This is a genomic window from Streptomyces scabiei 87.22, assembly GCF_000091305.1.
Classification (GTDB): domain Bacteria; phylum Actinomycetota; class Actinomycetes; order Streptomycetales; family Streptomycetaceae; genus Streptomyces; species Streptomyces scabiei.
This window is the reverse complement of record NC_013929.1, coordinates 3,825,914-3,839,300: the sequence shown is the minus strand read 5'-3', so window position 1 is coordinate 3,839,300 and position 13,387 is coordinate 3,825,914. Positions and strand designations below refer to the sequence as shown.

Annotated in this window: 12 protein-coding genes; 6 read left to right on the top strand and 6 right to left on the bottom strand. The window is 71.8% G+C overall.

Features of this window, described 5'->3' with window-relative positions:
* Nucleotides 1–12 precede the first annotated feature (12 nt).
* The 3 genes from SCAB_RS16120 to SCAB_RS16110 all read right to left on the bottom strand — a co-directional run bounded on the left by SCAB_RS16120 (nt 13) and on the right by SCAB_RS16110 (nt 3,287).
* A complete protein-coding gene (locus SCAB_RS16120; RefSeq protein ID WP_013001150.1) occupies nt 13–1,086 on the bottom strand; it encodes a substrate-binding domain-containing protein in 1,074 nt (357 codons plus the stop codon).
* 467 nt (nt 1,087–1,553) lie between these two features.
* Complete coding sequence (locus tag SCAB_RS16115) at nt 1,554–1,955, bottom strand: SCO4983 family protein (protein ID WP_013001149.1); 402 nt, start codon at nt 1,953–1,955, stop codon at nt 1,554–1,556.
* A gap of 120 nt (nt 1,956–2,075) precedes the next feature.
* Entirely contained in the window at nt 2,076–3,287 is a 1,212-nt protein-coding gene (locus SCAB_RS16110; protein ID WP_037727308.1) for a pyridoxal phosphate-dependent aminotransferase, read from the bottom strand.
* A 244-nt stretch (nt 3,288–3,531) separates the two neighbouring features.
* Between SCAB_RS16110 and SCAB_RS16105 the strand changes: the two genes are divergently transcribed.
* Entirely contained in the window at nt 3,532–4,440 is a 909-nt protein-coding gene (locus SCAB_RS16105) for a S1 family peptidase (protein ID WP_013001147.1), read from the top strand.
* A gap of 9 nt (nt 4,441–4,449) precedes the next feature.
* Here SCAB_RS16105 and SCAB_RS16100 read toward each other — a convergent pair whose 3' ends face one another.
* Together SCAB_RS16100 and SCAB_RS16095 are read right to left on the bottom strand one after the other, a co-directional pair.
* Nucleotides 4,450–6,069 carry an N-acyl-D-amino-acid deacylase family protein gene (locus SCAB_RS16100; protein ID WP_037727309.1) on the bottom strand — a complete coding sequence of 540 codons (1,620 nt, stop codon included), beginning with the start codon at nt 6,067–6,069 and terminating at the stop codon, nt 4,450–4,452.
* Between the two features lie 49 nt (nt 6,070–6,118).
* Nucleotides 6,119–7,408 (bottom strand): amino acid deaminase, encoded by a 1,290-nt coding sequence (locus tag SCAB_RS16095; RefSeq protein ID WP_013001145.1) that lies wholly within the window; start codon nt 7,406–7,408, stop codon nt 6,119–6,121.
* Nucleotides 7,409–7,610: 202 nt separating this feature from the next.
* Here SCAB_RS16095 and SCAB_RS16090 point away from each other — a divergent pair, with 202 nt between their 5' ends.
* From SCAB_RS16090 to SCAB_RS16075, 4 genes are all read left to right on the top strand, one after another.
* Entirely contained in the window at nt 7,611–8,879 is a 1,269-nt protein-coding gene (locus tag SCAB_RS16090) for a sugar kinase (protein ID WP_041670657.1), read from the top strand.
* On the top strand, nt 8,876–9,637 hold the full coding sequence (locus SCAB_RS16085) for an IclR family transcriptional regulator (RefSeq protein WP_013001143.1): 762 nt from the start codon (nt 8,876–8,878) through the stop codon (nt 9,635–9,637). Before SCAB_RS16090 ends, SCAB_RS16085 begins: the two co-directional genes overlap by 4 nt.
* 16 nt (nt 9,638–9,653) lie before the next feature.
* The gene (locus tag SCAB_RS16080; RefSeq protein ID WP_013001142.1) at nt 9,654–10,067 is read left to right on the top strand and encodes a RidA family protein; all 414 of its coding nucleotides are present in this window, start codon (nt 9,654–9,656) and stop codon (nt 10,065–10,067) included.
* A 122-nt stretch (nt 10,068–10,189) separates the two neighbouring features.
* Nucleotides 10,190–10,906, top strand: coding sequence for a hypothetical protein (locus tag SCAB_RS16075; RefSeq protein ID WP_037727312.1), 717 nt, complete (start codon nt 10,190–10,192; stop codon nt 10,904–10,906).
* A gap of 170 nt (nt 10,907–11,076) precedes the next feature.
* Here SCAB_RS16075 and SCAB_RS16070 read toward each other — a convergent pair whose 3' ends face one another.
* Nucleotides 11,077–12,450 carry a M14 family metallopeptidase gene (locus SCAB_RS16070; RefSeq protein WP_013001140.1) on the bottom strand — a complete coding sequence of 458 codons (1,374 nt, stop codon included), beginning with the start codon at nt 12,448–12,450 and terminating at the stop codon, nt 11,077–11,079.
* Between the two features lie 407 nt (nt 12,451–12,857).
* On the opposite strand from SCAB_RS16070, the gene SCAB_RS16065 reads away from it, so the two are divergent.
* The gene (locus SCAB_RS16065; RefSeq protein ID WP_037727313.1) at nt 12,858–13,268 is read left to right on the top strand and encodes an ATP-binding protein; all 411 of its coding nucleotides are present in this window, start codon (nt 12,858–12,860) and stop codon (nt 13,266–13,268) included.
* Nucleotides 13,269–13,387 lie beyond the last annotated feature (119 nt).

The following is a 13,387-nucleotide window of genomic DNA, read 5'->3' as shown; positions in this document are numbered from 1 at the left end:
TCTTCCCCCGTCCTACCGGCCCCTGGCCCGGCGCGCCATCTCGTGCAGCACCTCGGAGGTGGGCACGGGCGCCTGCCGGACGGTCAGCCTCTGCATCAGATGTGTGGTGCGGCCGGCGATCGCCGCCGTGAACTCGGTGGCCGCGCCCTGCGGCCGGAAGCCGTGCCGGGCGGCCAGTTTGCGCAACACCGTGTCGGTGCCGAGGAGTTCGCCGAGCGCGCGGCCCTCCTCGGTGACCGGGACGACGGTGTGGTCGCTGAAGACGGTGGTGTCCGGGTAGAGGACGACCAGGTCGTCGATGTCCTGGCCCGCGGCGAGCAGGGCGGCCACCTGGGACTCGTAGACGAGCACGAGCGGGCTGCCGACGCCGCTGACGAAGTCACGGAACGCCGCGTCGGTGCTGGGCTGCTGGGCGCCCTGGACCCTGATCAGTTCCCGCATCAGCGGTGCGGTCCGGTCCAGGTCCGCCCTGCTCGCGACCACGCGGCCGCCGTTGGCGACGTTGGAGGCGGCGGCGAGGTAGAGCGCGCCCGAGCTGGAGGTGGTCGGGTCGGTGGTGGCGATGTAGAGCAGCCCCATCAACTCGCCGTACTTCTCGGACCCCTTGAGGTCCTGCCACGTCCGGCCCTTCTCGGCGGACTTCAGATAGGCGGCCATGTCGAGGACGCCCCGGTCCTTGTCGAGCGTGGCGAGCCCGTTCCCGCGCAGCACCTCGGCGGCGTCCCGGTGGGCGACCACCACGAGGGGGGAGTAGAAGGGGCGGGGGAGGGGCTCGCGGACCTTGTACTTCGCGGCCAGTTCGTCGGCGGGTGCCTTGCTGGACGGGAACGCGAAGTCGTACCCCTTCAGATCAAGGCCGTCCATGGCCCAGGATCCCGACGTCTCCGTCTTCACGGTGTAGCCCTTGGCGGCCAGGGCCTTCACCACCTGCGGGTCGGCGAAGAACTCCGCCTTCTCCGACCCGATCACTCCTCGCACGGTCTTCGTTGCCGTGCCCGTGTCCCCGGTGTCCCGGCCCGCCACGACGGCTGCCACCACGCCGCCGATCAGCAGGACCGCGAGGACGATTCCTGCGATTCGTCTCACAGGGGGAGAGTGCTCCCGGAACCCAACGTTCCTCGGCGTACCGGGTGAACGGGGAGTGAACCGGTGGTCCCGGAACGCAACGGACGGCTGCCGCCGGGGTGTCGCCGGGGGTTCGTGCTCGGCTGCCGGCCCGGTGGGGCTTCTCGCGCAGTTCCCCGCGCCCCTGAAAGGCCAGGCCCTGCGGGCCTGGAATCCAAGGGCGGCGGTCGTTGTGGGCGCGTTGTCGGGTGCGGGTGAGTGGGGCTTCTCGCGCAGTTCCCCGCGCCCCTGGAAGCAACAGGCCCTGCGGGCCTGAAAAGCCAACGGCCCTGCGGGTCTGAAAGCGGCAGGCTCCGTGGGCCTGAAAGTCACCGGCCCTGCGGGTCTGAAAAGCGTGGGGCGCAGCCCCTGCTTTTCAGGGGCGCGGGGAACTGCGCGAGACGCCCCACCGGAGCCGCACTCGCCGACGCACCCGTACCCCCGAGCTGTCAGGCGCCCAGCGGTACGGTCGCGTGCGCGTCCATCCGTTCCGCCGCCAGGATCGCCGAACCCGTGTCCGCCCGCGACGCCGCGACCACCAGCGCCCGCCCCGCGAGCGCGTGGGCGCGGCGGTGCAGCGCGGCCGCGTCCGTCTCGCCCCCGCCGGGGGCGGACCGGGCCGCGGGCAGCCCGCCCCGCAGCCATGCGACCCGCGCGGCCAGCGCCTCCGCGGCCACGTCGAGGTCGGCGGAGGGCGTCAGCGCGCGGAGCTCGTCGGTGGCCGCCAGCAGTGCCGCCAGGTGACCCGCGAGCTGGATGTCCAGCTCCTCCTCACGCGAACGGTGAGGGAAGTCGGAGGAGGTCGTGCCGGCCATCGTGTGGACCGACTTCGTGCGGATCGGCTCGTACATGGGATGGCCTCCAAGCTCTCGGACGGCCACTCTACCTTAGATCTCGTCTAAAGTTGAGCGAGGTCCGAAAGCTCTGCCTGCCTCCCCGGCCCGACGTCACGCCCGACGTCACGCCCGCCGTCACCCCTGCGCGTAGCCGTCCAGGAAGTTCCCGATCCGGGTGATCGCGGCCCGCAGGTCGCCCACCGTCGGCAGGGTGACCACCCGGAAGTGGTCGGGCTCGGCCCAGTTGAACCCCGTGCCCTGGACCACCATGATCTTTTCCTGCCGCAGCAGGTCGAGGACCATCCGCCGGTCGTCCTTGATCTTGAAGACGTCCGGGTCGAGGCGCGGGAAGAGGTACAGGGCCCCCTTCGGCTTCACGCACGTGACGCCCGGGATCTGCGTGAGCATCTCGTACGCGACGTCCCGCTGCTCCTTGAGCCGCCCGCCCGGCAGTACCAGGTCGTTGATCGTCTGGCGTCCGCTGAGCGCGGCGACCACCCCGTGCTGCCCCGGCATGTTCGCGCACAACCGCATGTTCGCGAGGATCGTCAGGCCCTCGATGTAGGAGTCGGCGTGCGCGCGGGGACCGGAGATCGACATCCAGCCCACCCGGTAGCCGGCCACCCGGTACGCCTTCGACATGCCGTTGAAGGTGAGGGTCAGCAGGTCGGGGGCGACGGAGGCCGTCGGGGTGTGCGTGGCGTCGTCGTAGAGGATCTTGTCGTAGATCTCGTCCGAGCAGACCAGGAGGTTGTGGCGGCGCGCGATGTCCGTGAGGCCGCGCAGCATCGCCTCGTCGTACACCGCGCCCGTCGGGTTGTTCGGGTTGATGATGACGATCGCCTTGGTGCGGTCGGTGACCTTCCGCTCGACGTCCGCGAGGTCCGGCATCCAGTCGGACTGCTCGTCGCAGCGGTAGTGCACGGCCGTGCCGCCCGACAGGGAGACCGCCGCCGTCCACAGCGGGTAGTCCGGGGACGGGACGAGGACCTCGTCGCCGTCGTCGAGCAGGCCCTGCATGGCCATCACGATCAGCTCGGAGACGCCGTTGCCGATGAAGACGTGCTCGACGTCCGTCTCGATGCCGAGGGTCTGGTTGTGCATGACCACCGCGCGGCGCGCCGCGAGCAGGCCCTTCGCGTCGCCGTAGCCGTGGGCCGACGAGACGTTGCGGAGGATGTCCTCCAGGATCTCGGGCGGGCACTCGAAACCGAACGCGGCCGGGTTGCCGGTGTTCAGCTTGAGGATCCGATGCCCCGCCGCCTCTAGTCGCATCGCCTCCTCGAGCACCGGGCCCCGGATCTCGTAACAGACGTTGGCAAGTTTCGTCGACTGAATCACCTGCATGCCGGTGAGCTTACGGCCCGGTAATGCGTTCCGTGTGGTGTTTTCCGCCACCCGGGGCGACCGCCGTCCCCCGGACCGCCTCCGTGCTCCCCGCCCCGCCGCACCGTGGCCGAAGATCGTGCGGCCGGAACCAACTCCTTGCTCGGCCATCACCCGACCTTCACAATGCGCATGACAAACTGCGGTGGCCGAAAGATCTTCAGTCACCCACGTGGCCCACCACGTAGCAAGAGGGGACCCCCACATGAGAAAGCCTCTCGTCGCCTCGCTGTTCGCCCTGGTGATCGCCGGGTCGGGCGCGGCACCCGCGATCGCCGCACCGGCGCCCGCGGCGGCTCCCGTGACCTCGGCGGTCGGCACCGTCGTCGACACGGCGAACAAGGCCGTGGCCGGCCTCGCGGCCCCGGCCCCTGCGGCCAAGGCCGTCAACTTCGCCGGCACCGTCTCGCTCAGCAACTGTTCCGGCTCGGTCGTGCGGATGCCCGCCTCCGAGGACAACGACCCGGCGCTGGTCATGACCAACGGCCACTGCCTGGAGACCGGCTTCCCGGCCGCCGGCCAGGTCCTCGTCGACCGGGCCTCCAGCCGCAGCTTCGGCCTGCTCAACTCCGCCGGCACCCGCGTCGGCACCCTGCGCGCCAACAGGATCGTGTACGGCACGATGACCGACACGGACATGGCGCTGTACCAGCTCACCACCACGTACGCGCAGATCAAGAGCTCGTACGGCATCGACGCCCTCGTCTACGACACCGCCCGCCCGGCCGTCGCCACCCCCATCACCGTCGTCTCGGGGTACTGGAAGCGGACCTACAGCTGCGCCGTCGACGGATACGCGTACCGCCTGAAGGAGGGCAGCTGGACCTGGAAGGACTCCATCCGGTACACCTCCGCCTGCCAGACCATCGGCGGCACCTCGGGCTCCCCGGTCCTGAACAACGCCACCGGCAAGGTCGTCGGCGTCAACAACACCGGCAACGAGGACGGCGGGCGCTGCACCGACAACAACCCCTGCGAGGTCGACGCGAACGGCACCGTGACCGTCCGCCCGGGCATCAACTACGGGCAGCAGACCTGGCACGTCCCCGCCTGCTTCGGCGTGGGCAACAAGCTCGACCTCACCCGCAGCGGCTGCATCCTGCCCAGGCCGTAGCGGAACCCGTCAGGCGCCCCGCCGGACCGCCCGGCCCGCCAGCACGTCCGTGCGCCGGCCGTCCTCGATCACCGGGCGGCCGTCGACCAGGACGTACGGGATGCCGGTCGGCGGCGTGCGCGGCGCCTCGTACGTCGACCCGGCGGCCACGGTCGCCGGGTCGAACAGCACCAGGTCGGCGCGGTACCCCTCGCGGACGAGTCCCCGGTCCGCGAGGCCGAGCCGCGCGGCGGGCCGTGAGGTGAGGTGGGCGACGCAACTCTCCAGGGAGAGCACGCCCAGCTCCCTCACGTACCGGCCGAGATAGTGCGGGAACGTCCCGTACGCGCGCGGATGCGGCTTGTCGCCGCGCAGGATGCCGTCCGAACCGCCGGTGTGCGCGCGGTGGCGCATGACGGTCCGCACGTTCTCCTCGTGCCCGACGTGCTGGAGCACCGTGGAGCCGAGCCGGTCCTCCAGGAGCAGCCGGCGGGCGGTCGCCCAGGGCTCCTCGCCGCGCGCCCCGGCCGACCGCGCGACAGTCCGGCCCACGTACGACGACAGCGCCGGGTCGGTGACGCCAGAGATCTCGACGGTGTCCCAGTCGACGGGCACGCCGTGGCAGCCGTCGGCGCCGGTGACCTCCATGTCGTACCGGATCCGTTCGGCCGTCCCGTCGTCCCTCAGCCGCGCGAGCACCGCCTCCGGGCCGCCCTCGCCCGCCCAGCTCGGCAGCAGCGCCACGAGCGTCGTGCAGCCGGCGGTGTAGGGGTAGGTGTCGAGCGTGATGTCCGCGCCGGCGGCCAGCGCGTCGTCCAGGAGCGCCAGCAGTTCGGGTGCCCGCCCCTCGTTCACCCCGAAGTTCATGGTGGCGTGGGCCAGATGCAGGGCGCAGCCGGCCTCCCGGGTCAGGGCGACCATCTCCTCGTACGCCCGCAGCGCGCCCGCCCCGTAGGAGCGGTGGTGCGGGCAGTAGTAGCCGCCGTACGAGGCCACCACCCGGCACAGCTCGGTGAGTTCGGCGTCACCGGCGTACATGCCGGGGGTGTAGGTGAGCCCCGACGACATCCCGACCGCGCCCTCCCTGAGCCCGGCCGCCACCAACTCCCGCATGCGGTCCAGCTCTTCGGGCGTCGCCTGCCGGTCCTCCCAGCCCATGACGAGCATCCGGACCGTCCCCTGCGGCACGAGGTACGCGGCGTTCACGGCGATGCCCTCACCCCCGAAGCCGTGGTCGAGGCGGTCCAGGTACTCGCCGACCGAACGCCAGGTGAAGTCGACGTCCTCGCCGTAGCCGTTCCAGCCGGTGATCGCCCGGCGGACCTCTTCGAGGGTGCGGTCGTCGACCGGCGCGTACGACAGCCCGTCCTGGCCGAGGACCTCCAGGGTCACCCCCTGTGCCGCCTTCGCGGTGTGCTCGGGGTCCCGCAGGAGCGCGAGGTCGCTGTGGGCGTGCATGTCGATGAAGCCGGGGGACAGGACCAGGCCCTCGGCGTCGATCTCCCGCCGGGCCGTCGGCCGCTGGCACCCGGCGGCGGCCGCCTCCTTGACGATCGTGGTGATCCTGCCGCCCGCCACGACCACGTCGGCCCGGTAGGAGGGCTCGCCGGAACCGTCGACGACCTCGGCGTCGCGGAAGACCAGGTCCATGTACGTCACCTCTCGGGCTGTGCCGGGACGGGCAGCGGTCGCGACGGACTCAGAAGAACGTGCGGACGTAGTCCACGACGGTGCCGTCCGCCTCCACCACCGGGATCAGCTGCCACTTGTCGAACGACGTGCACGGATGCGAGAGCCCCAACCCCACCCAGTCGCCCACCTCCAGCGCGGCCCCCTCCTCGGTGCGCAGCCACGCGTGCTGGTCGGACAGCCCCGTGACGGTGATCCCGGCGGCGTCGCGGACCGCGCCCGTGCCCGCGTCCCGCACCACCTCGGCGGACGGCAGGTCCAGGTCGTGCGCGGCGTCCCGCTTGCCCGCGTTGGCGAACGCCTGGTCCGGCGTGGGACGGGAGACGACCTGGGCCCAGAGCCGGAACGCGGGCTCCAGGGCGCCCTCCTCCGGGACACGGTTGAAGGGAGTGAGCCGGCGGTAATGACCGGAGTCGTGCGAGACGTACGCCCCCGACCGCAGCAACTTCAGTACGGGCAACGACAGTTCGGGCAGCTCGGCGAAGACCTCGGCGACCGTGTCGAACCACGCGCTGCCACCCGCGCTGACGATCACTTCCTCCAGACCCGCGAACCGCCCCGCCTCGTCGAAGTCGACGGCCAGCGCGGTCAGCCGGCGCAGCCACGCGCCCACCCGCCCGGGGTCGGCCCGGGGCACCTCGCCCTCGTATCCGGCGACCCCCACGAGCCGCAGCGTCCCGGCGGCGGCCACCGCGTCCGCGACGGCCGCGCACTCCGCCTCCGTACGGACCCCGGTGCGCGCGCCCTCGCCCGCGCCCAGCTCCACGACCACGTCGACCGGGCGGACCGAGGGCCCGGCGGCCCGCAGCGCCGCGTCCATCAGCTCGACCCCGCGCACGGAGTCGACGTAACAGACGAACCGGAACGCGGGGTCGGCGGCCAGCTCACCGGCGATCCACCGCAGGGCGGCCGGGTCGACGACCTCGTTCGCCAGGAAGACCCGCTCGATCCCGAACTCCCGTGCCACCCGCACCTGATGGGGCACGGCCAGCGTGATGCCCCAGGCGCCGCGCTCGATCTGCCGCCAGAACAGCCGCGGTGCCATGGACGTCTTGCCGTGCGGGGCGAAGGCGAGGCCGTGGCGGACGGAGTAGGTCTCCATCAGCGCCAGGTTGTGCTCCAGGCGCTCGGCGGACAGCGCGAGCACGGGCGTGGTGAAACCGTCGGTGAACAGGTTGAGGCGCCGGTCCGCCAGCTCGGCCACGGTGCTGCCGTCGGCGTCCGGCGGGAGACCCTTGAAGCGGTGGTCGACGCGTTCCGCGGCCAGCCGGGCCAGCGCTTCGGCACTCTCGACGCCCATGAGGTCCTCCCTGACGGGGTGCGTTGCATTCACTGCAACATCCATTGCACATACCGTTGACAGCTGTCTAACATCCCAGCCGACACCGGGTCAACGGTGCCGAAACCGCCCCGCCGCCGCGACGAGGAGCCCCATCGTGACCGCCGACGGACTCCGCCGCCCCGACACCGCCCGCGTCGACGTCGTCGCGCTCGGCGAGTCCATGGTCACCTTTCTCCCCGCCCGCCCCGGACGCCTCGCCGACGTCCCCTCCTTCGACCGGGCCATCGGCGGCGCCGAGTCCAACCTCGCGTGCGCGCTGGCGGCGGCCGGGCACACCGTCCGCTGGGTGAGCCGGGTGGGGGCCGACGGGTTCGGGGACCACCTGGTCGAGACGATCGGCGGCCACGGCGTGGACGTGACCTCCGTGCGACGGGACCCCTCCCGGCCGACCGGCGTGTACTTCCGCACGGCGGAGGACCGGGCCGCCGACACGCACGAGGTCGCCTACTACCGGGCCGGTTCGGCCGCCTCGGCGATGTCGCCCGCCACCGTGGACCTCGCGGCCGTACGCGCCGGACGCGTCCTGCACCTCTCCGGCATCACCGCGGCCCTGTCCGACGACTGCCTGACCCTGCTGCGCGCCCTGACGGCCCCGCACCCCGGCCGCCCCCTGATCTCCTTCGACGTCAACCACCGCCCCACCCTGTGGCGCACCCCCGACGGCCCCCGCGTCCTCCTGGAACTGGCCCGCGCCGCCGACCTGGTCCTCGTGGGCGAGGACGAGGCCGAGGAAGCCTGGGGCGTCACGGGCGGCCCCACCGCAATCCGCGCCCTCCTCCCGGAGCCGACGACCCTGGTGGTGAAACAGGGAGCCCACGGAGCCACCCTCTTCGAACGCGCGCCCGCCCCCACGGACCGGCCGCGTACGGCGGCGAGGGGGCGTGCCGGGGGGTGTCCGCCCGCAGCGGCCGGCGTCCACCACCGAGCACCCCTCTCTCCGACGGCGCCCGCCGGACCGAGGACGGAGACCCCCCGGCGCGTCCCCGACCCCACCCCCTCCGACGGCGCCCCCGAGGCGACGCGCACCGGACCGACCACCACCTCCGTCGCCGTACCCGCCGACCCGGCCGCCTCAGTCGCCGCACCCGCCGACCCGCACGGCCCCCTCGCCCCGGCCGGCCCCGTCGACACGACCACCTTCGTCCCCGCCCCCACGGTCCGGATCACGGCGGCGACCGGCGCCGGCGACGCCTTCGCCGCCGGCTTCCTCTCCGCCACCCTGCGCGCCCTCCCCGCCCGCGCCCGCCTGCGCCACGGCCACCTCATGGCCGCCGCCGCCCTCACCGCCCCCGGCGACCTCGCCACCCCGCCGTCCCGCGACCACGCCGACCGGCTGGCGGCCCTGGACGACGCCACGTGGGGGAGACTGCGACTCGCCCCCGGCTGGACACAGGCCGATCAGGGCCCCGAGGAGGTACACACCCCATGAGCCAGACCGTCGACCGCGCGCTGAGCATCCTGCCGCTGCTCGCCGAGGGGCCCGCCGACCTCGGCCGGGTCGCCGACCGCCTCGGCGTCCACAAGTCCACGGCCCTGCGCCTCCTGCGGACCCTGCACGAACACGGCCTCGTCTACCGCCAGTCCGACCAGCGCTACCGCCTCGGCGCCCGCCTCTTCGCCCTCGCCCAGGAGGCCGTCGAGAACCTCGACATCCGCGAGATCGCCCACCCCCACCTCGTCCGCCTCAACGAGCGCTGCGGCCACACCGTCCACCTCGCGGTCCACGAGGAGAACGAGGTCATCTACATCGACAAGGTGGAGAGCCGCTACCCGGTCCGCATGTACTCCCGCATCGGCAAGCCGGTCGCCCTCACGGTCGCGGCCGTAGCCAAGCTGCTCCTCGCCGACCTCCCCGAGCCCGAGCGACGCGCCCTCGCGGCACGGCTCGACTACCCCCTGTACACGCCCCGTTCGACCCCCGACGCCGCCGCCTTCCTCAAGGAGCTGGCGCGGGTCCGCGAGCAGGGCTGGGCCACCGACCTCGGCGGCCACGAGGAGTCCATCAACTGCGTGGCCGCACCCGTCCGGGGCGTCGACGGCCGGGTCGTCGCGGCGATGTCGGTCTCCGCGCCCAACGTCGTCGTCACCGCCGACGAACTTCTCACCCTGCTCCCGCTGGTCCGCCGCGCCGCGGACGCGATCAGCGGCGAGTACTCCGGCAGAACCCCCACGTCAGACCCCGTATGACGGACAAGGACCCCCGATGACCGACAAGATCGCCCTCACCCCCGACACCCACACCGCACCCCCCGCGAAGTTCTCCCACGGCGTCCGTAAGGGCAACATCCTCCAGGTCGCCGGCCAGGTCGGCTTCCTCCCCGCCGTCGAGGGCGAGCCGCCCACCCCCGCCGGCCCCACCCTGCGCGAACAGACCCTCCAGACCCTCGCCAACGTCAAGGCGATCCTGGAGGAGGGCGGCGCCACCTGGGACGACGTGATGATGATCCGCGTCTACCTCACCGACGTGGACCACTTCGCCGAGATGAACGCGCTCTACAACGCGTACTTCGAGGAACACCTCACCGCGGTCCCGCCGGCCCGCACGACGGTATACGTGGGCCTCCCGGCCGGGCTCCTGATCGAGATCGACGCCCTGGCGGTCCTGGACCCGTCCTGAGCCTGTTCGTACGGACGTGTCCGGATGGCCCTGCGCGGCGGGACGAGGTCATGAAATCCAGATACGGACATATGCCGGGCCCGACTGTCCCCGGCACAGGATCGTCGACCATACTGCCCGCTGTGGAGCAGCGCATCGGTTCGAACAACCAGCCCCTGGCCGCCGCCGCGGTCGACCCGTCGCACATCCCCGGACTCACGGCCCCGGTGGCCGTGACGAAGGAGAAGCAGGAGGAGCCGGAGGACATCAAGCCGACGGAGCCCGTCGAGCCGGACGAGGCTGCCCCGGAGCGGAACGAGCCGGCCGCCGCCGAGGCGCCGAAGCCGTCCCTCGACAAGGCACCCGACAAGGCACCCGACGCGGAACCGGCAGCCGACGCCGCTGCCGCAGAGGACGCGGAAGACACGCAGGACGCAGCGGACGACGCGGACGACGCGGATGAGGCGGACGGCACGGTCGAGCCGGCCGACGGCCCCGTCTTCGAGGCTGCCGACCGCCGCGCGAGGATCACCGCCGACAGCCGTGGCGTGCGGCTGCGCCTGGACGACCAGGAGTGCGACTTCGGCTGGGACGAGATCGGCGCGATCGAGACGGAGTCCCCCCGCTTCGGCAAGCGTTTCACGATCACGGTCCACACCCCGGACCGCCGCTGGTACTTCCTGGAGATCGAGGCCAAGGCCAAGTCGGAGCACGCGGTCTGGGAGAAGCAGATCGACGAGGTCCTGGACGCGTACTTCGACGACGAGGCCGACCACGGCGACGAGGGCGACCGCGCTTCCGACGAGGCGGAGTCCACGGAGACCGAGGAGTCGGCGGACTCCGTCGACAGCACCCCGTAACGACGACGAGGAGCCGCGGGCCCGCCACCTGGGCGGTCCCGCGGCTCCCCTTCACGGGACGAGGTCCTGTCGGCGGACTCCGTCGACAGCACCCCGTAACGACGACGAGGAGCCGCGGGCCCGCCACCTGGGCGGTCCCGCGGCTCCCCTTCACGGGACGAGGTCCGCGCCTAGCAGTACTGCGCCTCCTTGCCGATCGACCGGTACATGCAGTCCGAGTTCTCCAGCAGCTGCAGCACCGCGTCACGGTTGCGTGAGGTCTCGCGGGCGATCACCTCGTCGGGCGGGTAGAACCCGCCGCCTCCGGCCGACCCCGGATACATCTCGAAGGTGTACGCGAAGATCTTCTGGTTGCCCCACAGCCAGTCGTCGATCGACCCGTCCGTGATGTAGAGGTCACTGGACTGCTCGGGCGTGTACCCGTTGCTCGTGGCCATCTTGCCGCCGACCGTCGCGAACGCGTTGCGGTCGTCCGTAGTCATCCCGGTCGTGGTGTTGGCGGTGGTGTACCCGAACGGCCACAGCACCAGTTCGCTGTACGTGTGGAAGTCGATCGCGGACTTGATCTGCTGGACGCCGCCCACGACCCGGCCGCGCACGAAGTTCGCCACGACCTTCACCTCGGGCGCCGACTCGGCGGCCGCACCCCGGTAGGTGTCCGAGGACGTCGACCCGGACGAGCCGCCGCAGCAGCCCCAGCGGTAGTTCCAGTTGCGGTTGAGGTCGGTGCCGACGGCCGACGAGCCGCTGTTGGGCTGCCGGTTCTTGCGCCACGAGCGGTACGAGCCCGTGGCGACGTCGTACTCGCCGCCGTCGGGGTTGACGTCCGGGATGATCCAGATCTCGCGGTTGTTCACCATGTTCGTGATCCGGGAGTCGGTCCCGTAGTCGGAGGTCAGCTCGTCGAGCAGGTAGAGCGCCATCTCCACGGTGAGGTGCTCACGGGCGTGCTGGTGATGGGTGAACAGCACCTCGGGCTCGGCCTCGTCCGTGCCGACGTTGTCGCTGATCTTGATGGCGACGATGTTCCGGCCCTGGTACGTCGTGCCGATCACCCGCTGGCTGGCGATCGAACTGTTCGCCGCGACCACGGAGTTGATCTCGTTCGTCATCTCCGCGTAGTTGTGGTAGCGGGAGTCGGCCGACGGGAAGTCGAACAGTCGTACGTCATCCTCGCCGTTCGAGCGATCCGGCGCCGCGCCGAGCTTGGTGATCTCGTAGCCCTGCTTCCGGAGCTTCTTGATCTGGTCCGCGCGTCCGGAGACGAAGACCGAGTGGTCGTCGGCGTCGTCCACCGTCACGCCGGCCTGTTGCAGCGCCGTGCGGGACTTGCTGTCCGAGTGCATGTGGACCTCGTACTGGCGGATGTCGTCCGCCGAGGCCCTGGGCCGCTCGGCGCTGGTCGCCGTCGCGTCCGTGGTCGTCGCGGCGACCGGGGCGGCGAGGGCGAGGGCCAGCAGGGTGGCGAGGCCGGCGGTGCGGCGGCCCGATCTCCTGCCCGTGCCCTCGGGCGTGGCCGACCTGCCGCGTATGCGGAGTCGCATGAAGTCTCCTCGGTTCTCCAGGAATTCCGGGGTCTCCGGAAGTGGGGAGTGGAGCGGGGGGTGGATCCTTGCGACGTGCCTTGGGCCGTGCGGACGACCTGGGGGCGTCCGGCAGGCCCTCGTGCGGGTGTGGCGCTCATGGTGGAGGTCTGGCATGACCAGGTCAAGAGCGGGAGGGCGGTCGGCGGGTGCGTAAGCCGCGCACAACCGCGTAGGGGTGAATAGGTGTCATAATCCCCCGATTGTGGACGTAACCAGGCGGGAAACAGGTATATGCACGGCCGGAAACGGGTAATCCTCCCCGTGTGCCGCGTACGTACGGCGGCAACCCTGGAAGCATGCTGCATCGCTCCGGGGGTCTCCTTCCGGATTCCGGCCCCCATTTCGCCTCGTACCCCCAACCACCCATGGGTGCGGGCCACTTGAGCGTCGAGTACGACCCCCGTCCCACCGCCGCCGCACAGGCCCGCGCACAGGTGCGCCGGCAGCTGGAGGGATGGGGACTGCTCGACCAGACCGACACGGCGGAGCTGCTGGTGAGCGAGCTGGTCACCAACGCGCTCGTGCACGCGGAGAGCCGGCTGAAGCTGACGCTGTCGGCCGCGCACGGCGTGCTGCGCTGCGAGGTGTCGGACACGGACGGCCGCCCGCCCCGGGTGCGCCGGGCGACGACGGAGATATCGGAGAGCGGCAGGGGAATGTTCCTGGTGGACGCGCTGGCCGGGCGCTGGGGCTGCCACCAGGACGGGCCGGGCAAGACCGTGTGGTTCGAGCTCGGCACCTGCGGGGCGGACGGGTGCGGTCGGCGACAGCCGTAGCGCTCCGCTGGGTTCGGCGGCTCTGGTGGCTTCGGTGGCTTCGGTGGCTTCGGGGTGCCGGGGCCGCCGTACGCTGCCGCGGGTCGTCGTTCGTCAGCCGGTTCGTCGTGGCTGGTCGC